The 21,881-nt window shown below is 61.5% G+C and carries 10 protein-coding genes and 3 rRNA genes; 11 read left to right on the plus strand and 2 right to left on the minus strand.

Going from position 1 to position 21,881, the window contains the following annotated elements; all coding sequences use genetic code 11:
- Positions 1–112: 112 nt before the first annotated feature.
- Entirely contained in the window at positions 113–3,490 is a 3,378-nt protein-coding gene (locus tag FB389_RS00805; RefSeq protein WP_142110938.1) for a hypothetical protein, read from the minus strand.
- 176 nt (positions 3,491–3,666) lie between these two features.
- Positions 3,667–7,431 carry a hypothetical protein gene (locus FB389_RS00810; RefSeq protein ID WP_142110939.1) on the minus strand — a complete coding sequence of 1,255 codons (3,765 nt, stop codon included), beginning with the start codon at positions 7,429–7,431 and terminating at the stop codon, positions 3,667–3,669.
- A gap of 1,205 nt (positions 7,432–8,636) precedes the next feature.
- Here FB389_RS00810 and FB389_RS00815 point away from each other — a divergent pair.
- From FB389_RS00815 to steA, 11 genes are all read left to right on the plus strand, one after another.
- Positions 8,637–10,155, plus strand: a 16S ribosomal RNA gene (locus tag FB389_RS00815).
- A 378-nt stretch (positions 10,156–10,533) separates the two neighbouring features.
- A 23S ribosomal RNA gene (locus FB389_RS00820) occupies positions 10,534–13,652 on the plus strand.
- Positions 13,653–13,742: 90 nt separating this feature from the next.
- A 5S ribosomal RNA gene (gene rrf, locus FB389_RS00825) occupies positions 13,743–13,855 on the plus strand.
- The 16S, 23S and 5S rRNA genes sit together here, the layout of an rRNA operon.
- Before the next feature lie 152 nt (positions 13,856–14,007).
- Positions 14,008–15,486: a beta strand repeat-containing protein gene (locus tag FB389_RS10630; protein ID WP_142110940.1), complete on the plus strand. Its 1,479-nt coding sequence runs from the start codon at positions 14,008–14,010 to the stop codon at positions 15,484–15,486.
- Positions 15,420–15,884: a hypothetical protein gene (locus tag FB389_RS10635; RefSeq protein ID WP_142110941.1), complete on the plus strand. Its 465-nt coding sequence runs from the start codon at positions 15,420–15,422 to the stop codon at positions 15,882–15,884. The genes FB389_RS10630 and FB389_RS10635 overlap by 67 nt, the downstream gene beginning before the upstream one ends.
- 7 nt (positions 15,885–15,891) lie before the next feature.
- Positions 15,892–16,935: an HAD-IIA family hydrolase gene (locus tag FB389_RS00840; protein ID WP_142110942.1), complete on the plus strand. Its 1,044-nt coding sequence runs from the start codon at positions 15,892–15,894 to the stop codon at positions 16,933–16,935.
- A gap of 106 nt (positions 16,936–17,041) precedes the next feature.
- Positions 17,042–17,194 (plus strand): hypothetical protein, encoded by a 153-nt coding sequence (locus FB389_RS10360; RefSeq protein ID WP_170207809.1) that lies wholly within the window; start codon positions 17,042–17,044, stop codon positions 17,192–17,194.
- A complete protein-coding gene (locus tag FB389_RS00845) occupies positions 17,184–18,068 on the plus strand; it encodes a TlyA family RNA methyltransferase (protein WP_142110943.1) in 885 nt (294 codons plus the stop codon). The genes FB389_RS10360 and FB389_RS00845 overlap by 11 nt, the downstream gene beginning before the upstream one ends.
- Positions 18,065–18,931 carry an NAD kinase gene (locus tag FB389_RS00850; RefSeq protein ID WP_142110944.1) on the plus strand — a complete coding sequence of 289 codons (867 nt, stop codon included), beginning with the start codon at positions 18,065–18,067 and terminating at the stop codon, positions 18,929–18,931. The genes FB389_RS00845 and FB389_RS00850 overlap by 4 nt, the downstream gene beginning before the upstream one ends.
- A complete protein-coding gene (gene recN / locus FB389_RS00855) occupies positions 18,928–20,667 on the plus strand; it encodes a DNA repair protein RecN (RefSeq protein WP_142110945.1) in 1,740 nt (579 codons plus the stop codon). Before FB389_RS00850 ends, recN begins: the two co-directional genes overlap by 4 nt.
- Positions 20,664–21,848, plus strand: coding sequence for a putative cytokinetic ring protein SteA (gene steA, locus FB389_RS00860; protein WP_142110946.1), 1,185 nt, complete (start codon positions 20,664–20,666; stop codon positions 21,846–21,848). Before recN ends, steA begins: the two co-directional genes overlap by 4 nt.
- Positions 21,849–21,881 lie beyond the last annotated feature (33 nt).

A 21,881-nucleotide genomic window follows, 5' to 3' on the forward strand; every position in this document is an offset into this window, starting at 1 on the left:
TAGGCGGGGCGCCTTACGCACCTGAGTGGAGCGCCGGGCGTCGCTCTGCCGGGTCCCGCGCGAGTTCGCCGGTCAAGTCCGCTGGCGGACTTGACCGGCGAACCGCCTTACCCTATCGCTTCACCCTCTTCGCCGCAGACTTCACGACCTTGGTGGTGTAGCCGGATTTCTTCCCGGTGACGCGCACCTGGATCTTCTTGCCGCGCTGCTTGGCCTGGACGCGCAGCGTCTTCTTGGTGGCTCCCTTGATGCGCTTGCCGTTCGCGTACCACCGGTAGCTCAATTTGACGGGTGCGGGGCCCCATGCCTTGCTGACCGCCTTGATCTTCTTGCCCACGCGCGCCGAGCCGCGCACCTTGACCTTCTGCGAGACGAGTTCGCCCCGCAGGACCTTCGCGGTGGCGGCGGACGTCCGCACGACGGTGACCAGCCCAGCCTTCGTCCCGGAGACGCGAACCGACACTGCCTTGCCCACGTGCGCGGCGCGCGGCACAAACGTTGCGGCATTAGCTCCCGGCACGGGCACGCCGTTGGCAAGCCATTGGTAGGACAGCTGCACCCCGGTCGGGGTCCAAGATCCCGCCTTAGCACTAAGCGGACGTCCGACCTGTGCCTTCCCGGATATCGCGGGGACGGTGCCGGCTATCTTGACCGCCGGGTGATCGTCGTCATTGCCGCCGGCGGGCGGGTTGTCGTCGCCGCCGCCGGGGGCGGCGGTGACGGCGGCGGTCGGAATCGAGGTAAGCCTGGCAGGTTCGTAGCCGGACTTCGATCCGGTGACCACCACGGTGATCGTCTTGCCCAGCTGGGCGGAGGTGAGGACCAGGCTGTCGGTCGTGGCCCCGGCAATCGCGTCGCCATCGGCCTGCCATTCGTAGGTGAGCGCGGCTCCGGCCGTCCAGGTGCCGGGCTCGGCAACCAGGGTCGAGCCAACCTGGGCCCTTCCGGACACCACCGGAACCGCGCCAGCAACAGTGCGCGGGTACGCGGCTAGCATACCGAGAACCCACCACGATCCCTGCTCCTGGTTACCCACGTCGGACGGGCCCTGGGCATAGTAAAACTCGCCCAAGACATCGCCGGGGGTGTGGACATCCAGGAAGTGCGCGATCGTCGCCAGGCGGTCTTCGCGAGCGAGCTTGCGTGCGGTCATCAGCTCCCAACCCACGCCCTTACCGATCACGGCGTATCGTTCGTAGTACCACACAGCCGGTGGATCGGCAGGCTCCCAGGTGTTTTCCTCCGTATCCATCAGCAGCATCCGATCGACCTGGCTGTCGGTGGTGTTAGTCCATTCGATAGATCCGTGCTCCAGGTAGGCATCGTAGGTGTCCGCCATGATGCTCCAGTCCAGGGCGTACCAGTCGGCGGCCACCGGGGCGAAGTTCACCCATGAGTAGCCGGGAATGAGGGTCCGCTCGGAGTAGTCCTTGCCGGCATCCCAGATCAGTTCGCCGTAAATGGTCTTCCGCTGGCCTCCCACGGTGACCTGCGTGATCAGGTTTTGCTTGATCCCCTGCTCCAGCCACGCTGACTTCTGCGCCCAGTTCTCGGCCCGCGTGCTTTGCCCCGGCAGGTCGGCGGCCAGCTTGGACAGTTCGTGCAATGCCTGCGAGGCGAACACATTCGTCATCAGATCGAACGTCGGGATGTGGTAGTGCCGACGGGAGTGTTCGAAGTCCTTGTTGAACATGAGTTGCAGATCGCTATCGAGGTAACCCGCGGTGAGGTAGTAGTCGGCCCAAGACGCAATTGTCGGATACGTGTCAGCGAAGAACTGGGAGTCCTGCGGGTTGTTCTGCACATATCGCGCCCACGCGTCGATAAGCATGTAATTCCCGTCGGGCTGATCCGTCATCATTTCCCCGGAGTACACCAAAGACAGCGCCTGGTACCCCATTTGCGAGCCGACTCCGTATACCCGGACGGAGTCTGCCGCCGATGACGGTGCGGAGACGGAAATCTTCAGTGTCCCATTGCCTCCACGACCCACGGTGGGGAACCGGAACCGGTGCCAGGAACCCGCTGCGGAAAGCTCAGCGGCAGGGATGGAGGCGGCGCTCGTTCTTCCAACGGAGTCGGTCACGGCCACCTGCACCTCGCCGGATGCGCCCGCTGCGGCGCCGAGGTAGAGGTCGAGCCCGCTGATCGATCCCGAAGCTGATATGGTTCCCTCCACGCTGGCGGCGGATCCGGCGCTTCCCACCAGGTCGGTCGCGGGCGCCGTGAACGCGGGCAACGATGTGGGCACGGACGACGCATTCAATGCGAATCCGAGGCTGTGGCTTTCCGCGTGCCAGCCGCCGTAGGCGGTCGTGTCGTAGTTCCATCCGGCGCCAACCGCACTCGCCACGCTTGCCGCTCCGTACCACACGACTTGCTTGCTCGCATCAGGCACCGTTGCGCGCGGCACGATCCAGTAAGTGGCGCCGACCGTCAGGGCAGCGCCCTGATTGACGACGAGCGGCACGTTGACCCACGTGCGTGATGTCCGCGCGTGCGCAAGATCGGCGGTCCCGATGGCTACGGTCGTGCCGGCGTTGGTGTAATCAGTCTGGATGCTGACGGTCACCTGTCCGTTAGGGGCGGCCGATGTCAGCGGCAACCACACGTTGGACAGCGAATTGTCTCCGAGCCGGAACGACTGAGCTGCCTGATGCGTTTCTCCCTGTATCTGGAAAAGCGCCTTCGCTGCGTCGACCTGAGTCTGGCCTTCGGCGACGGGCAAGCCGTGGACCGTATACACCTTAAACAAGCCGCGTCCGGGGATCGGTCCCGATCCCCACCCGCCGTCGTAGTTATAGGTGCGCTGGACGCCGCTGCCACCCTGCTGCGCACCCCACAACTGCATGACGGTGTCGGGTTCCGCACTCGATTGGACCAAAACGTAGTACGTTGACCCGGCCGGCAGCGTCGCGGGGGAGTCGAATGCGAAGGTCTGCCAGCTCGGTGTGCCGTCCGCACTGTACGAGTCCGCGGACGGCCTGGTCGCCGACGCGAGCACGGGAGCATCCCAATTGGCGGCAGCGCGGATGGTGACGGTCGTCGTACCTGCCGCATTGCTCAATGCCTTGAGTCCGAGTTCCACCTTCGTCACTGCGGAACCGTCCGCGACGAATGCCATTGCCGCGCCGTGGTTCGGGCCATTGATCTTCAGCAGTGCCGTGGAGCTGGCCAGGTCGCTGTATGACGCGATGGGCGCAGCGGGATTTCCGGCGGACAGCGGCAGCGCTGCCTTTGCCTGGTACGCCTCTGCAGGCAGGTAGCGCGGGGGCCGCGCCAGTTCCTTCTCGGTTCCGTATCCGATGAGGTACTGCAGAATCGAACGCGCCGATTCGGTCTGCCCGGCAGCCAACATGGCATTTGCCTGGATGGCGGAATCGCGCACAAACATACCCTCATACGCTCCAGTCAGTGAAGTGGGCGTGTAACCGGAGGGCTCGAGGCGGTCCGACAGGCTGGCGTACGTGCCATCGAGCATGTCGGACATCCGTGACGCCAGGGCGCGATCTTCGGTGAGATTTAGTGCGTCGCCGAATGCACTCGCCGGGGCAACAGCTCCCAGAGTAATTGCGGCCGCAGCGACACCCGCGACGGCACGACTGTACCGCCGCGCGAGGGATGGGATAGGGGACATCGGTATACCTCGATGCTTGTTCATAGTTGTTACCGGCGTGCCTTCTTGGCCGCAGAGACCCTGACAATGTCGGCGTAGCCGGGCTTCTTGCCGACGACCCGAACGGTGATCTTCTTGCCGTGCTGCTTGGCCTTGATGCGCAGCGTCTTCTTTGTGGCGCCCTTGATGCGTTTCTTATTCGCGTACCAGCGGTAGGTGAGCTTGACGGGTTTGGGTGCCCACGCTCGTGTCACAGCCTTGACCTTCTTACCCACGCGAGCCTTCCCGCGAATGGTGACCTTGCGTGATGTCAGTTTGCCCTTGGCAACCCTGGCCGTCTGGCTCGATTCGCGGCTCACCGGCCGCGCGCCAGCGAGCACGCCGGTCACAGTAACGGAAATTCGTTTGTTGACCTGTCCGGGAGCCAAGACGAGGCTGGACCTTGTCGCGCCCCTGACCGCGTGCCCGTCTTGGTACCACTGATAGGTGAACGTGATACCGGTCGGGGCCCATTTTCCGGTCTGTGCGGTTAGGGTCTCGCCGACCTGCGCGGTTCCGGCGATAGTGGGGATCGATCCGCTGATCTCCTTGCTAGGGGTTGTGGGCGGTGCGCTGACGGCGGGCGTTTGCGTGGACTGGAGCGTGAGTGGGGTAAAACCATCCTTGCTGCCGGTAACTTCGACACGGATCTTCTTTCCCGTGTGGTTAGCGGTCAGCAGCAATTGCGATGACGTCGCCCCGGCGATGGGGGACTCGTCCGCAAACCACTGGAACGCGAGATCCGCACCCTGCGTCCAAGTGCCCGCAACCGCTGTCAAAGTCTCGCCGACCTGCGCGGTTCCGGCGATAGTGGGGATCGATCCGGCGACAGCGGTTGGGCCGACGGGTTCGGTCGCGGCCGACTCCCTGATGAGATGGTCGTGCCCTGCGAGTGAACCCACAATGCGTATGCTCACACGCTTGCCGATGGCCGCGGCCGGTATCACCAGACTCGACGACGTGGCACCTGGGATCGCGACGCCGTCGGCGTACCACTGATAGGCGAGGTTGACACCGCTGGGCCCCCACGCGCCGGAGTCAGCGGTGAGGGTTTGCCCGAGCGCCGGGATGCCCTCGATGGTCGGGGTTGCGCCGGTGACGGAAGCGCGCGGATACGCTGCCAGCGCCCCCCAAATCCACCACGAGGTCTGCTCCTGGTTGCCGGCGTCCTTAGGGCGGCCATCTGGGTAGAACGATTCCTGCAACAAGCCGCTGGGAGTCTTGGCCACGACAAAGTCCGTGACAACGGGGAGGCGCTGCTGCTCGACGGCGCCCCCGATCTTCTTGATCATCGCGAACTCCCAGCCGAGCCCCTTGCCAATCACTTCGGCAGCGTCATTGCAGGTGCCGCCGGAATCGGGGCCGGCGCTTGAGCACGCATTGAGCATCTGCCATGCGCCGCCGTCCGGCTTTTGCCACGTGTAGGAGCCCTCCTCGAGGTAGGCCTCGTAGGTGTTCGCCATAATCTGCAGGTCGAGGTCGTACCAGCCGGCGGCGATCGGCGCGAGGTTGACCCACGTGAAACCGTCATAGGCGCTGAGCGCCCCCAGCTTTTGGGGATTCGCGCCGTCCGCGACCGCGTAGAGTTCGCGGTAGATCTTCTTGGATTCGCCGTTGACCGTCCTGGTGACGATCAGGTTGTCCTCTATGCCCTGGGTGATCTTTTTCGACCACCCATCCCAATCGGCAGCGGCAGCCTCCTTGCCTGGCACATCGCGCGCCACGATGGCAAGATCGTGCAGTGCCTGAGAAGCAAAGACGTTGGTGATGAGGTCGTACGCGGGGAAGTGCACCTTCTTGCGGGAATGCTCCAGCAGGGGGTTGAACAAGAGGTTCAGCGGTTTGTCTGTCTTCGGGTTTATAGAGTCGTTCCAATACTCGTCGGTGAGGTAATAGTCTGCCCACGACGAAACGATGGGAAAGGTCTCGTTGCGGAATGCGACGTCGTTGGGGAACGCCTCGATGTAACGCGCCCACGCGAGTAGATACATGTAGTTGCCATCAGGCTGGTTCTCCATGCTCTCGCCTTCATACACCAAGGAGAGCGCGTTGAAGGCGATGGTGGCATCCTGCGTCGTGGCGGTGCTCGCCGCGTCTAATGTGAGCTCGATAGCTGCGCCTTGCCCAGCCTGGTTAACGCCGAACACCTCGATGGAGCCTGCCGACGACTTCGGCGCCGCAATAGTGACCTTGTAGTGATCGTTTCCGCGGACCCCCACGGTCGGAAACTCGACGCGGTGCCACGCACCGCTGGTCGTCAGGTCGCTTGCAGCGATGACGGCTGTGCGCGACCATGATGCGTCGTCCTCGATGGTCACCTGGATCTCTCCGGTTGCACCGGTCCCTTTAGCGAGATACACGTCGAGTCCGCTCAGGGGGGAGCCCACGGCCAGCGTCTGGGTGAGGGAATCTGCCTGCCCAACCCGGGCAACGATGTGCGATGGCTTCGGTGCAGTCTCGGCTTGTTGACCATCGGAATTGATAGCGAAGGCCAGTGTCTTGTTGGATTCGGACCACTTCGAGTTCTCGTAATTCCACATGGCGCCCGGGGCCGCTACTACGTGACTTGATCCATCCACCGCTATTCGAGCCGATGAATTGGTGGATTCGACATGCAAATAGTAGGTGCTTCCGGCAGTGACGCAATCCTTGTCGGTGACGGTTAGTGGAACTGATGTCCAGGCGGCGTTGGGCTCAGTACCGAGTGCGGAACCGGCGAGTATGCCGTAGGCCACCTCGCCGCCATCGCGCGACGTGCGGATTGAGACGCGGGCCGTGCCTGTCTCACCGGCATCTGCCCATGCATGGAGGGCCACGGATGAAAGCGTCGAGTCCGTGAGTGTGAAGGGCTGCGCGACCCGGTTGCCGGAACTGACTCGAAACGCCGACCCATCGAAATCGAGTTGAGATTGGGCGCCTTCTACGCTGCCGCCAGAGGGAGTGAAAATGCGGAATGCGCCGCGGTCTTGGGTGCTACGCCAGCCGCTGTCGAAGTTGAGCGAGCTTGACGAGGCCGTCGAGCCGCCAACTGAACCCCAATACTGTACGTCGCCGGCCGCTGCCGCTGCGGCTTGGATCACGAGATAGTAGGTGCGTCCAATCACGAGGTGTTCCGCTGCGGGGAAACTGAAGGAGACCCAGGAGGGCGCCGAGCCGCTGGGGGCCACGCTGGCCTCCGACTCAGCGACCGTCGAAGTGTCGTCCGAGTAGGCGCTGCGCAAGCTAACTGCGACTTTGGCTTCGGAAGGGCCCAGGTTAAGTAGAGCGAATTCAGCTTTGCTGATGTTGTTATCCGTTGCGACAAACGACTGCGACGCGCCATGGCTTGGCGCATTGAGTTTGAAAAGGGCTGTGTCAGTGGATTCGTACCGGAGCGTCGGAATGTCGGGGTTTCCGCTTGGCACTGGGACGGCTGCTCGGATCTGGAACTGTTCGTTCGGCAAGTAGCGAGGTGCTCGTTCGAGTCCCTTCACAGCGCCGTATGAGGCGATGTATTGCAGGACTGAGCGGGCTTTGTCTGTTTCCCCGGCCGATTGCATTGCCATGGCCTGTATTGAGGAGTCCCGCACGAACATCCCTTCGTAGCCGCCGTTGACCGAGGTCGGAGCGTACCCGCTGGGACGGACTCGGTCCGACAGGGATTGGTATGTCTTGTCGATGATGTTCGCAAGAGCGCCGACTCCCGGGCGCCCGTCCGACAAGGATCCGCCGGGTATGCCCTCCCATCCGGATGCGGGGGCGGCCACGAGCGTGACCAGGAGTGCTGATGAAGTCATGGCGGCTGCGAGGCGCGCACCAAAACGGCGTGTGAAGTGTGCCACGGGAATTGTCCTTCTCGGTCTACTCATTCCGCCGGAGCGGGTGACAACGTTGTCAGTGAGTTGGACGAAACCATAGTCCGCCGCTGAGGGGCGCGTCAACGCGCGGAAACGTTTCGGTGATGATGTTCGTGACACTATTCACCTGAATTTGCGGTGAGATTCAACTGAGAACTTATTTAGGGTGGTTGGCGCGCCCCGAGTGCTTCCGCGTGCCACGGGTGGCTAGCTGCGGCGTCAGCATTCACTAAGGGGGCAGGCTGGCCAACGCCGGCCACACCATTCGGCCATGCGCGCTTTGTCGCGACGGCCACCCTCGGCTCCGTTGTGATGGACCTGCGTGTTTTGTCTTTCCCGATCGCGAGTTTGCAGGCGTCGACGTCGTGGTCGTGATGACCCACGCCCGAAGCCGCGCCTGCACTCGTTCTCGGCCCCGCGCCCGTTCGCGCACTGGCCCGGGTTGCGAGTCGATCCTTGCAGGCCGCATCTCCCCGCAACTCGGAGAACGCCGCGGGGGTCGATAGCGCCATGCCTGGCAACCCGGAAGCGCCCAGCGGCGCAAATTAGACCGACGGGATCGAAACGAACTGTATGCCGCGCCGTGCCTTGCTGAGCAAGGTCACGCGCGGCCCGTAGTCGAACGGCGTGGATGCGGTTGCGGGCAGCGAACGTGCGTGGTGGGTGGGTTTGCGTTCTGTGTTGGGGGTGTGTATTGTTTTATCTCGTTGCCCCGGGAGGTTGGCGGGTGGGAACGTTGATTTATCAGGGTTTCTGGCCGTTTTTTGGTGGTGATGTGACCGGTTTGTTGGCGTGTTTTTTGCGTTGATGGGCTAGCTGTTCGTGTCTTGTGGGTGCGGATGGTTCTTGCTGGTTTTGCCTGGTGGTTTGACTGGGTGGGGTTGGTGGGGTAGGGTTGTTAGGTTGCCTCGTGGCTGGTTGGGACTGTTTGGTTCTGGTTGGTTGTGGGTGTGGTGGTTGTTTGAGAACTCAATAGTGTGTTTGATAGTTGATGCCATGATGGTTGGATGGCTGGGCTGCTTTTGTGGTGGTTTGGTTGTTTGATTGTCTTTTGTTTGTCCTGGCGCTCTTTTTGGGGTGTTGGGTTTTTTGGAGCTTTGGTTCCTTCGTATTGTTGTTACACCTGTGGGTGTGGCGATTTGTTTTTTACGGAGAGTTTGATCCTGGCTCAGGACGAACGCTGGCGGCGTGCTTAACACATGCAAGTCGAACGATGAAGGAAAGCTTGCTTTCTGGATTAGTGGCGAACGGGTGAGTAACACGTGAGCAACCTGCCTTTCACTTTGGGATAACAGTTGGAAACGGCTGCTAATACCAGATATGACCTTCTTCCGCATGGTTGGGGGTGGAAAGTTTTTCGGTGGAAGATGGGCTCGCGGCCTATCAGCTTGTTGGTGGGGTAATGGCCTACCAAGGCTTCGACGGGTAGCCGGCCTGAGAGGGCGACCGGCCACACTGGGACTGAGACACGGCCCAGACTCCTACGGGAGGCAGCAGTGGGGAATATTGCACAATGGGGGAAACCCTGATGCAGCGACGCCGCGTGAGGGATGACGGCCTTCGGGTTGTAAACCTCTTTCAGTAGGGAAGAAGCGTAAGTGACGGTACCTGCAGAAGAAGCGCCGGCTAACTACGTGCCAGCAGCCGCGGTAATACGTAGGGCGCAAGCGTTGTCCGGAATTATTGGGCGTAAAGAGCTCGTAGGTGGTTTGTCGCGTCTGGTGTGAAATCTCACGGCTCAACCGTGAGCTTGCATTGGGTACGGGCAGACTAGAGTGCGGTAGGGGAGACTGGAATTCCTGGTGTAGCGGTGGAATGCGCAGATATCAGGAGGAACACCGATGGCGAAGGCAGGTCTCTGGGCCGCTACTGACGCTGAGGAGCGAAAGCATGGGGAGCGAACAGGATTAGATACCCTGGTAGTCCATGCCGTAAACGTTGGGCACTAGGTGTGGGGCTCTTTCCACGAGTTCTGCGCCGTAGCTAACGCATTAAGTGCCCCGCCTGGGGAGTACGGCCGCAAGGCTAAAACTCAAAGGAATTGACGGGGGCCCGCACAAGCGGCGGAGCATGCGGATTAATTCGATGCAACGCGAAGAACCTTACCAAGGCTTGACATACACCGGAATCGCTCAGAGATGGGTGCGTCTTCGGACTGGTGTACAGGTGGTGCATGGTTGTCGTCAGCTCGTGTCGTGAGATGTTGGGTTAAGTCCCGCAACGAGCGCAACCCTTGTCCTATGTTGCCAGCGGGTTATGCCGGGGACTCATGGGAGACTGCCGGGGTCAACTCGGAGGAAGGTGGGGATGACGTCAAATCATCATGCCCCTTATGTCTTGGGCTTCACGCATGCTACAATGGCCGGTACAAACCGTTGCGATCTCGTGAGGGGGAGCGAATCGGAAAAAGCCGGTCTCAGTTCGGATTGGGGTCTGCAACTCGACCCCATGAAGTCGGAGTCGCTAGTAATCGCAGATCAGCAACGCTGCGGTGAATACGTTCCCGGGCCTTGTACACACCGCCCGTCAAGTCACGAAAGTCGGTAACACCCGAAGCCGGTGGCCTAACCCTTGTGGGGGGAGCCGTCGAAGGTGGGACTGGCGATTGGGACTAAGTCGTAACAAGGTAGCCGTACCGGAAGGTGCGGCTGGATCACCTCCTTTCTAAGGAGCTTTTGATCGCCCCGGTTTTTGGGGTGGTGGCTATCTTTCGGTGCCGAGTGTGTGCCGGGGTAGTTGCTCATTGGGTGGAACATCAACTATTGCTGTTATCGCGTTGTTCGAGTTTCTAGTACCGGTCCTCATTTTGGTGGGGGTTGTGGAGGGTGCTTGGGTGGTGTGGTGGTGGTGTGGACACACTATTGGGTCCTGAGGCAATCACGTGTGGTTGTTTCTTGGCGGCGTGTTGGTCTTGCTTCCTTTGTTTTTGGGGGTGGGGCTGGTTGGTTCGTTGGTTGTTTGAGAACTGTATAGTGGACGCGAGCATCTTGTTTTTGTGTGATCGAGTTTGATGACATGTTTTGTTGTTGTTTTCTTGGTTTTGTTGAAGTTTTTAAGAGCACAGGGTGGATGCCTTGGCACTAGGAGCCGATGAAGGACGTTGTAGCCTGCGATAAGCCTCGGGGAGTTGGCAAACGAACTGTGATCCGAGGGTGTCCGAATGGGGGAACCCAGCTAGGGTTATGCCTAGTTACCCTTACCTGAATATATAGGGTAAGTGGAGGGAACGTCGGGAAGTGAAACATCTCAGTACCGGCAGGAAGAGATATTCCGTGAGTAGTGGCGAGCGAAAGCGGATCAGGCCAAACCATGCGCGTGTCAAGTTGTCAGGCGTTGCGTGTGTGGGGTTGTGGGACTTGATTGGGTGATCTGACAGTTACCCGTGGAGTGAGAAAGTCGTGTTGATAGTTGAACGGTATTGAAAGGCCGACCATAGAGGGTGGTAGTCCCGTAAACGAAATCTCATGGCCTCCTTTTGAGGATCCCAAGTAGCACCGGGCCCGTGAAATCTGGTGTGAATCTGCACAGACCACTGTGTAAGCCTAAATACTACCTAGTGACCGATAGCGGACTAGTACCGTGAGGGAAAGGTGAAAAGTACCCCGGGAGGGGAGTGAAATAGTACCTGAAACCGTGTGCTTACAATCCGTCGGAGCCTTCTTAGTTGGGGTGACGGCGTGCCTTTTGAAGAATGAGCCTGCGAGTTAGTGCTCAGTGGCGAGGTTAACCCGTGTGGGGAAGCCGTAGCGAAAGCGAGTCCGAATAGGGCGTTATAGTCGCTGGGTCTAGACCCGAAGCGGAGTGATCTATCCATGGGCAGGTTGAAGCGCGGGTAAGACCGCGTGGAGGACCGAACCCACCTAGGTTGAAAACTGGGGGGATGACCTGTGGATAGGGGTGAAAGGCCAATCAAACTCCGTGATAGCTGGTTCTCCCCGAAATGCATTTAGGTGCAGCGTCACGTGTTTCTTACCGGAGGTAGAGCTACTGGATGGCTAATGGGCCTCACCAGGTTACTGACGTCAGCCAAACTCCGAATGCCGGTAAGTGAGAACGTGGCAGTGAGACTGCGGGGGATAAGCTTCGTAGTCGAGAGGGAAACAGCCCAGATCACCGGCTAAGGCCCCTAAGCGTGTGCTAAGTGGGAAAGGATGTGGAGTTGCATAGACAACCAGGAGGTTGGCTTAGAAGCAGCCACCCTTGAAAGAGTGCGTAATAGCTCACTGGTCAAGTGATTCCGCGCCGATAATGTAGCGGGGCTCAAGTACACCGCCGAAGCCGTGACATTCACGCGTATGCTAGGCCTTTGTGGTCCAGGTGCGTGGATGGGTAGGGGAGCGTCGTGTGGGCAGTGAAGCTGCGGGGTAACCCAGTGGTGGAGCCTACACGAGTGAGAATGCAGGCATGAGTAGCGAAAGACGGGTGAGAAACCCGTCCGCCGGATGACCAAGGGTTCCAGGGTCAAGCTAATCTTCCCTGGGTAAGTCGGGACCTAAGGCGAGGCCGACAGGCGTAGTCGATGGACAAGCAGTTGATATTCTGCTACCGGCGAAGAACCGCCCATACCAAGGCTTGTGATACTAACCACCTCACCGCGTCAGGTACTTCCCTTCGGGGTTGTTCTTGTTGTGGTGGGCTGGGAACTGAACTTGTAGTAGGTAAACGTGTTAACAGTGGTGACGCAGGAAGGTAGTCCGTGCCTGGCGATGGTTGACCAGGTCTAAGGTTGTAGGGCGAATGGTAGGCAAATCCGCCATTCATGTGCCTGAGAACTGATGGGGAGCCCCATTGGGGGGTGAAGCGGGTGATCCTATGCTGCCTAGAAAAGCCGCGACGTGAGGTTCTAGCCGCCCGTACCCTAAACCGACACAGGTGGTCAGGTAGAGAATACTAAGGCGATCGAGAGAATCGTGGTTAAGGAACTCGGCAAAATGCCCCCGTAACTTCGGGAGAAGGGGGGCCCGGACCGTTACCATCCATGCGGTGGGAAGCGGGTAAGGGCCGCAGAGACCAGGGAGAAGCGACTGTTTACTAAAAACACAGGTCCGTGCGAAGTCGCAAGACGATGTATACGGACTGACGCCTGCCCGGTGCTGGAAGGTTAAGAGGACCGGTTAGCTCTCTTGAGAGCGAAGCTGAGAATTTAAGCCCCAGTAAACGGCGGTGGTAACTATAACCATCCTAAGGTAGCGAAATTCCTTGTCGGGTAAGTTCCGACCTGCACGAATGGCGTAACGACTTCTCTACTGTCTCAACCACGAACTCGGCGAAATTGCATTACGAGTAAAGATGCTCGTTACGCGCAGCAGGACGGAAAGACCCCGGGACCTTTACTATAGCTTGGTATTGGTGTTCGGTCCGGTTTGTGTAGGATAGGTGGGAGACTATGAAGCGGCCACGCCAGTGGTTGTGGAGTCAATGTTGAAATACCACTCTGATCGGGCTGGGCTCCTAACCTCGGACCATGATCTGGTTCAGGGACAGTGCCTGGTGGGTAGTTTAACTGGGGCGGTTGCCTCCCAAAGAGTAACGGAGGCGCTCAAAGGTTCCCTCAGCCTGGTTGGCAATCAGGTGTTGAGTGTAAGTGCACAAGGGAGCTTGACTGTGAGACTGACAGGTCGAGCAGGGACGAAAGTCGGAACTAGTGATCCGGCCACGGCAAGTGGAAGCGTGGTCGCTCAACGGATAAAAGGTACCCCGGGGATAACAGGCTGATCTTGCCCAAGAGTCCATATCGACGGCATGGTTTGGCACCTCGATGTCGGCTCGTCGCATCCTGGGGCTGGAGTAGGTCCCAAGGGTTGGGCTGTTCGCCCATTAAAGCGGTACGCGAGCTGGGTTTAGAACGTCGTGAGACAGTTCGGTCCCTATCCGCTGCGCGCGTAGGAAACTTGAGAAGGGCTGTCCCTAGTACGAGAGGACCGGGACGGACGAACCTCTGGTATGCCAGTTGTCACGCCAGTGGCACGGCTGGTTAGCTACGTTCGGAAGGGATAACCGCTGAAAGCATCTAAGCGGGAAGCCTGCTTCAAGATAAGGTTTCCACACCAGTAATGGTGGAAGGCACCCAGCTAGACCACTGGGTAGATAGGCCGGACGTGGAAGCAGGGACTAACGACCTGTGGAGCTGACCGGTACTAATCAGCCAACAACCTCAACACAACACAAAACAAACGTAAGCGTCCACTATACGGTTCCCAGAGAACCACCAAACCAAACACAAACATGGTTTGCTACACTCTGACAAATGTTACGGCGGTCATAGCGAAGGGGAAACGCCCGGCCCCATTCCGAACCCGGAAGCTAAGCCCTTCAGCGCCGATGGTACTGCCCCTAGGGGTGGGAGAGCAGGACACCGCCGAACACTAACCAAACACGAAGGCCCACCACACACTGGTGGGCCTTCGCGCATCCCACAACAAAACACACCACCCACGACAGGCACCAACATGGCAGATAGAAATTTTGAGCACCGAGATGAATCGCGTGATCGCGGTTCATCTAAGGGCGGACGCCGTGACGGATCACGTCGGGACGGGGAACGTCGGGACGGGGAACGTCGGGACGTTGGCCGCGGGTTCGAGCGCCGCGATGGAGAGCGTCGGGATAATAACCGTGGGTTCGACCGTCGGGACGGGGACCGTAGGGATAGCAACCGTGGGTTCGAGCGTCGCGATGGGGAACGTCGGGACGGGGAACGTCGGGATAGCAACCGTGGGTTCGACCGTCGGGACGGGGACCGTAGGGATAGCAACCGTGGGTTCGAGCGTCGCGATGGGGAACGTCGGGACGGGGAACGTCGGGATAACAACCGCGGGTTTGAGCGTCGCGATGGGGAACGTCGGGATAGCAACCGCGGGTTTGAGCGTCGCGATGGGGAACGTCGGGATAGCAACCGTGGGTTTGAGCGTCGCGATGGGGAACGTCGGGACGGTGGCCGCGGGTTTGAGCGTCGCGATGGGGACCGCAGGGACAACAAGCGCGGGTTCGAGCGTCGCGATGGGGAACGTCGGGACGGTGGCCGCGGGTTTGAGCGTCGCGATGGGGACCGCAGGGACAACAAGCGCGGGTTCGAGCGTCGCGATGGGGAACGTCGGGACGGTGGCCGCGGGTTTGAGCGTCGCGATGGAGAGCGTCGGGATAACAACCGCGGGTTCGAGCGTCGCGATGGGGAACGCCGGGACGGTGGCCGCGGGTTCGAGCGTCGGGACGGTGGCCGCGGGTTTGAGCGTCGCGATGGGGAACGTCGGGATAGCAACCGTGGGTTTGAGCGTCGCGATGGGGAACGTCGGGACGGTGGCCGCGGGTTCGAGCGTCGCGATGGGGACCGCAGGGACAACAACCGTGGGTTCGAGCGTCGCGATGGAGAGCGTCGGGACGGTGGTCGCGGGTTCGAACGCCGGGACGGGGACCGCAGGGACAACAACCGCGGGTTCGACCGCCGCGATGGGGACCGCCGGGACAGCAACCGCGGGTTCGACCGCCGCGATGGGGACCGCCGGGACAGCAACCGCGGGTTCGACCGCCGCGATGGGGACCGCCGGGACAGCAACCGCGGGTTCGACCGTCGGGACGGGGAACGATCGTTCGGCGGGCCAGAACTTGACCCGGAATTTACTATTCGAATGCTTGACCGTGATGCACGTGAGCGCCTGCGCGCTCTATCCAAGGAGGGCGCAGAATTTGTCGGCGCACACCTGGCGGCGGCGGGAGCACTCGTCGATATCGATCCCGAACGCGCGTACCTGCATGCCCAGGCGGCCGTGGGGAAAGCGGGGCGGGTGGACATTGCGCGTGAGGCGCTCGGTATTGCCGCGTATCGAACGGGGCGTTACGCTGAAGCTATCCGCGAGCTGCGCACTTTCCAACGAATTTCAGGCTCCGTCGAACACCTGCCTATCATTGCCGACAGCGAACGCGGCCGCGGCATGCCAGATCGCGCGATCAAACTCTGGGGTTCGGAAGAGGCCGGACGGTTGCGCCCGGACGCGCTGATCGAACTCGGGATCGTGGTCGCTGGTGCGCGTGGCGACCAGGGGCAGTACGACGCCGGCCTGGCTATCCTCAGCGATTTTGCGCACGCACGTAAGCTGCCGACACAGTACGCCGTGCGAATCGCGGAGGCTCGCGCTGGTTTGCTGCGTCTCGCGGGCCGCACCGACGAAGCCGAGCAAATCGAAGCCAAGTTCGAGCTCGATCGGCTCGCAGCGGAAGATGACGAAGAGATCATCGTCTTCGAGGTGCCCGCGGATGATGATGAAATCGATGCGGGAGCGGCTGAGCCGGACCCCGTATCAATCGAGGACGAGGCACCTGCCGACCAATCGGCCGGGACGGCTGATGAGGGCGGAGCCTGCGAAGACCCGGCCAGGGAAGACGACGAGACGGAGTAGCTGAAACGTGCGGTGGACTGAATTCGACCTTGACGGCGGCCTGGTAGCGATCGATCGGCCAATCGCTGACGTGTGCGACATAGCGTTGATCGACCTTGACGGTGTCGCGTATCGCGGGCACGAACCGGTCGAGGATGCGGCACGCGGCATCGGTTACCTGCGCGAGCAGGGAGCGTCGACGATATTCATCACGAACAACGCCTCGCGCCTACCGCAGGACGTGGCCGCGCAGCTTTCTTCGCTCGACATCCCCACCAGGGCTGACGAAGTACTCACGGCCGCGCAGGCCTGCGCCAGATTGCTTGGCACCGTTGTCGAACCGGGTTCCAACATTCTTGTAATCGGGGCCGAGGGCTTGCGGGTGGCCGTCAGCGAGGCCGGGTACCGCGTCGTCGACAGCGCCGACGACGCGCCGGCGGCTGTTGCACAGGGATTCGGGCCCGAACTCGGATGGAAAGACCTGGCCGAGGCGGCCTACGCTATCGCCAGCGGCGTTCCCCACGTCGCGAGCAACCTTGACCTGTCTTTACCGACCGCGCGCGGGTTCGCTCCCGGGAACGGGTCGTTGGTGCGCGCCGTTCAGTCCGCAACCGGTGTGGTTCCTCTGTCCGCAGGCAAGCCTTCTCCCGCGATGTACGACATGGCGGTTAAGGCGGTCGGCGCGCGCCGACCGCTGGTAATTGGCGACCGCCTCGACACTGACTTGGCCGGGGCTAGGTCGGGCGGATACCTGGGGCTGCTGGTGCTCACGGGTGTATCGACTGGGCGCGAAGCCATACTCGCACCACCCGAACTGCGCCCGCACTTAATTGTCGGCACCCTTGCCGAACTGGCTGGACCGCACCCCGCACCACAGCTAGGCGCCAACGGTTGGTGGGAACTTGGTGCGTCTGCCGCGCGAGTCATTGACGGCGTCCTAGAAGTATCGGGGGCGGCTCCTGGCAAGGAGGTCGAGTTGATTCGCGCCTGCGCCAGCGCTGCTTGGGACGCCAGCGATCATGGAATCGACGTTGATCCGGCCTCGGTTCCCGATATTAGGCCAACCCGGTAGCTACCGGTGGCTGCGTGGCTCGCATGCCTGTGGAAAACACCGCATTTTTCAGCGCGTGGCGGTAGCGTGTGAGACAGAAGCGTTCGTCGACACGATAGGAAGACCATTGACCGCATCGGACCGGACGTCCCGGGCCGCAATTGGCGAGGCCCTCGACGAGTTCGACAAACTGGATATTCGGGACCATGCCCCCCGGTATGAGGCGATCTACGAGGACTTGACCCGGATCCTGCAGGGCGAGACCGGCCGTGAGCAGTAGCGAGCGGCTCGACGTAGCCATCGTCTCGCGGGGCCTAGCGCACTCGCGCACGCGAGCCGCGGATCTGGTCAAAGAGGGGCACGTTCGGGTCGATGGGGAGGTTGCCACCAAGCGGTCGCTGAGCGTTTCACCCGAGACGGTGATCGAGGTCGCTGCCGGGTCCGACCACTGGGTGTCTCGCGCCGCGCAAAAGCTCGCAGGCTATTTTGCATCGCGGCCGCGGGCCGCGGGGCGCGTCGACGACCGCAATTGCCTCGATATCGGTGCATCCACGGGGGGATTCACTCAGGTTCTGCTGGAACACGGCGCGCGCCGCGTGGTCGCATTGGATGTGGGACATTCGCAATTGGACCCGCGTATCGCGACGGACCCGCGGGTGACCGTCCTAGAAGGCGTCAATGCGCGATTCCTCGACAAATCTCAGGTGGTGGTGACCCCGGACATCATTGTCATCGACGTCTCTTTCATCTCACTGCGATACATCCTGCCGGGGCTGGCGGCGGTGGCCGCTGCGGGCGCCTCAATCGTTGCTCTGGTCAAGCCGCAGTTCGAGGTCGGGAAGGAAGCCCTTGGCGCGGGGGGAATTGTGCGCCGCGCCGCGGACCGCAGGTGGGCTGTCGAATCCGTGCTGGCTAGCGCGTTTGATAGCGCAATGAATCCGGTCAACATCGCGCGCAGCACAATCGATGGGGCGAACGGGAACGCGGAGTACTTCGTTGAATTTGAACTGGGCTCATGGGCTGTATCCGGGCGCGAGCGGGACACCGCGATGGCCCTCGTGGATGCGGCATTTCCCGACACAGATCGCGCGCAGTCGCCGTCCGCAACTTCGGCCTACCAGACGCCGTCACGACAAGGAGCTTCCCAAGAATGACTCGAAAGATGATGGTCATCACCCACCGCGGACGGCCCGAGGCCGTTCAGGCCGAGGCGCAGACGGTACTGGAGTTGCGGCGTTCGGGAATCGAGCCGGTGCTGGACTTAGACGCCGATATGGCAGAGATTGACGCGGTGATAGTGCTGGGTGGGGACGGCACCATACTGCGCGCGGCCGAACTGACGTGGGGGACCACGATCCCCATCTTGGGCGTCAACTTAGGGCATATGGGGTTCTTGGCAGAGGCCGAGATGACCGACCTTGCCTCATCGGTAAAACGCCTTGTCGAGGGGGCATTCTCCGTCGAGGCACGCGCGTGCCTCGACGTGTCGATCTCCACCCCGGGCGACGAACCTACGTATCGCGGTTGGGCGCTCAACGAAGCTACCATCGAAAAATCGAACCGGCGCCTCATGATCGAGGTTGCGGTCGACGTCGATGACAGGCCCCTGACCGCGTACGCCACCGACGGAATTATCTGCGCGACGCCTACCGGATCCACCGCCCACGCCTTTTCGGCGGGGGGGCCCGTTCTGTGGCCAGATCTGGAGGCAGTGCTTGTCGTTCCGCTCGCGGCGCATGCGTTGTTTTCGCGGCCGTTCGTCATCGGGCCACAATCCACCGTTGGCATCACGATTATTTCGGCCGCCCAAAGCAACGCGATCATCACAATGGACGGGAGAAGAACCCTCGACCTTGCGCCGCGCACGCGTATCGAAACCAAGGTGTCGGAGCACAAGATTTACATGGCGCGGCTATCGACGGCCGCTTTCGCGGATCGCCTCGTCAACAAGTTTTCGCTTCCTGTCACCGGGTGGCGGGGGCAGCACCGGGACAGCAACTCAGGTGAGAACGCATGATCCGCGAGCTCAGGATCGTGGATCTGGGTGTGATCGCGGATGCTAGCCTCGAACCCGGCCCGAATCTGACCGTTATCACCGGAGAAACCGGTGCTGGCAAGACGATGCTGCTGCGCGGCATCGACCTGATCCGAGGCGCGCGTATCGACACCGGACTGATCCGTGCGGGAGCCAAGGAAATCGTTGTCGAGTGCGACATTGAAATGGCGGATCCGCAGGCAGCCACCCGCGTTGAGGAAGCCGGGGGCCGGTGCGAAGAAGACGGTTCCGCTCTGATAGTTAGGCAACTGAAGGAATCCGGTAGATCGCGCTACCTCGTGGGCGGACGTAGCGTGCCGCGGGCCGTGATCGCGCAAGTAGTTGACAACGAGTTGGCGGTTCACGGGCAATCCGATCAGTTGCGCCTTCGCGATGCGGTGACGCAGCGACGCACGATTGATGACTTCGCCGCGAACGCCCTGCTCGCGCCGATGAACAGGTACACGGACGCCTGGGAGGAACGTAATCGCATCGATGCCGAGTTAGCCGAAGTGGTCGCGCACGCCGACGAACGCGCGCGCGAGGCAGACATGCTTCGCTTCGGCCTGGAACTCATTGAACGAATCGATCCGCAGCCCGGCGAAGACCAACACCTGGCGGAATTGGCGAATCGGCTAGCAAACGTCGAGGATCTGCGCATCGCGGCATCGGGTGCCCTGCTGGCGCTCCAGGGCAACGATCTGGACGACACCGGGGCGATTGGCCGACTGCAGGCAGCCGGTGAGTCGCTCGCACGCGGGGGACGCGACGACAGGGAACTCGACGCTCTGCAAAAGCGACTCACTGACCTCACCTTCGCCATCGCGGATATCGGTTCCGATCTCACGCGGTACATAGATTCGTTGGAGGCAGACCCGGCGCGCCTCGAGCAGGTCGAAGAACGCCGCGCCGAGCTTGCCAAACTGACCCGCACCTACGGCGAGGACATCGCCCACGTCCTTTCCTGGGCGCAGTCGGCGGTCGCGCGCCTCGCGGACGTGGGCGACGACGGCGAGAGGGTGGCCGTTTTGCGGCGCCGACGCGATGAACTCACCGCGATCCTGCAGGATGCGGCGGCAGACCTGCGCCGCATCCGTACCGATGCTGCCGCCCGCCTGTCGAAGAATGTCACCGCGGAGCTTGGCGCACTGTCCCTGCCGCACGCGGTCTTTACGATTTCTGTCACCGAAACCGAGGAATTTCATCGGCACGGGGCCGACGAGGTCGAAATCCTCTTTGCCGCTCATCACCAGGCGCCGCTGCGACCGTTGTCCGTGGCCGCGTCCGGCGGGGAGCTTTCCAGGGTGATGCTTGCCATCGAGGTCGCGGCGGCAACTACCGGCCCCGCAGCAAATCTGCGACGCAAGAAGGACCAGCCGCCGAAGCGACGCACCACCCTTGTTTTTGACGAGATCGACGCCGGGGTCGGTGGCAAGACTGCCACCAGCATCGGCCGTAGGCTCGCGCAACTGGCCAAGTTCCATCAGGTCATCGTCATAACGCACCTGGCGCAGGTCGCGGTGTTTGCCGACACCCATTTGGTCGTCGAAAAGTCCGAGAACAAGTCTTCCGTGACGACTTCGGTTCGCCACATCACCAAAGACGATCGCGTCACAGAGATCGCCCGGATGCTATCCGGGGAGAAAGAATCGGATGTGGCCAGGGCGCACGCCGCTGAGCTACTTTCCAGCGCTCGCGTGGAAGAATTGCGCGAGTGAACTGGACTCGGCGCAAGGCGGCTCAAGCATCATTGCCGCACGGAAAGAACGGTGCCGCGCGGGTCGACGGCCGCACAAAGGACCTCGTGCGCCGGCTCAAGCCCGGCGACGTTGCGATCATCGACCATGTCGACATAGATAGGGTTGCGGCCGAAGGGCTGGTGGCGGCGCATCCGGCGGCCGTGCTCAACGCCGCGAAGTCGATTTCGGGCAGGTACCCGAATCTCGGTCCCTCCATCATCGTCGAGGCAGGCATCCCGCTTATCGATAATCTTGGTGGGGACGTCATGAATATCCGCGAGGGGGCGACGGTGACCATCGACGCAAACGCGGTGACGGTCAACGGGGAACTCGTCGCTGAAGGCGAAATCCAAGACGAGGATTCGATTGCGGACAAGTTGGCGGGGGCTCGCGATGGTTTATCGACGCAACTCGAACTGTTTGCGGCGAACACAATGGAGTACCTCGAAAAGGAACGCCACCTGCTGTTCGAGGGCGTGGGCGTGCCGCAGGTGCGCACCCCAATCAAGGACAGGCATGCGCTCATCGTGGTTCGCGGGTATCACTACCGCGAAGATTTGATTGCGCTCCAGTCGTACGTGAAGGAATACCGCCCCGTCCTGGTTGGTGTCGATGGCGGCGCCGATGCGATCCTTGAGCAGGGGTGGAAGCCGGACCTCATCGTGGGCGACATGGATTCGGTCTCGGATGCGGCCCTGCGAAGCGGTGCGGAACTTGTCGTCCACGCGTATCGCGATGGCCGCGCGCCGGGGCTCGAACGCGTCAAGAGCCTGGGATTGGATTCGGTCATATTCCCCGCCATCGGCACGAGCGAGGACGTAGCGATGCTGCTGGTGGACGACATGGGTGCGGACGTGATAGTCGCCGTTGGAACGCACGCGACCTTGGTGGAGTTCCTGGACAAGGGGCGCGCAGGCATGGCCTCGACGTTTCTGACGCGCCTGCGCGTCGGCAGCAAACTGATCGACGCCAAGGGCGTTTCGCGGCTGTACCGCCACCGCATTTCGAACCTGCAGATCATCATTTTGGTACTTGCCGGGCTATTCGCAGTGGGCGCGTCCCTGGCCGCGACCAGCGCCGGAAGCGTTCTTTGGGAACTGCTCGGTGCACAGTTGGACGACATCTCGTCATGGATCGTGAGCATCTTCGCTGGTGGCTAGCCTGCCGGATGCACATCAACCAAGGCCCTGACC

Origin of the sequence: Rarobacter incanus, from assembly GCF_006715765.1 — a bacterium.
Taxonomy (GTDB): domain Bacteria; phylum Actinomycetota; class Actinomycetes; order Actinomycetales; family Cellulomonadaceae; genus Rarobacter; species Rarobacter incanus.

What these genes read in the sequence shown, in the direction of transcription:
- FB389_RS00810 (WP_142110939.1), bottom strand. Translation starts at nt 7,431, where the DNA reads ATGACTTCATCAGCACTCCTGGTCACGCTCGTGGCCGCCCCCGCATCC.
- recN (WP_142110945.1), top strand. Translation starts at nt 18,928, where the DNA reads ATGATCCGCGAGCTCAGGATCGTGGATCTGGGTGTGATCGCGGATGCT.
- FB389_RS00805 (WP_142110938.1), bottom strand. Translation starts at nt 3,490, where the DNA reads ATGTCCGACATGCTCGATGGCACGTACGCCAGCCTGTCGGACCGCCTC.
- FB389_RS10635 (WP_142110941.1), top strand. Translation starts at nt 15,420, where the DNA reads ATGCCAGATCGCGCGATCAAACTCTGGGGTTCGGAAGAGGCCGGACGG.
- FB389_RS00850 (WP_142110944.1), top strand. Translation starts at nt 18,065, where the DNA reads ATGACTCGAAAGATGATGGTCATCACCCACCGCGGACGGCCCGAGGCC.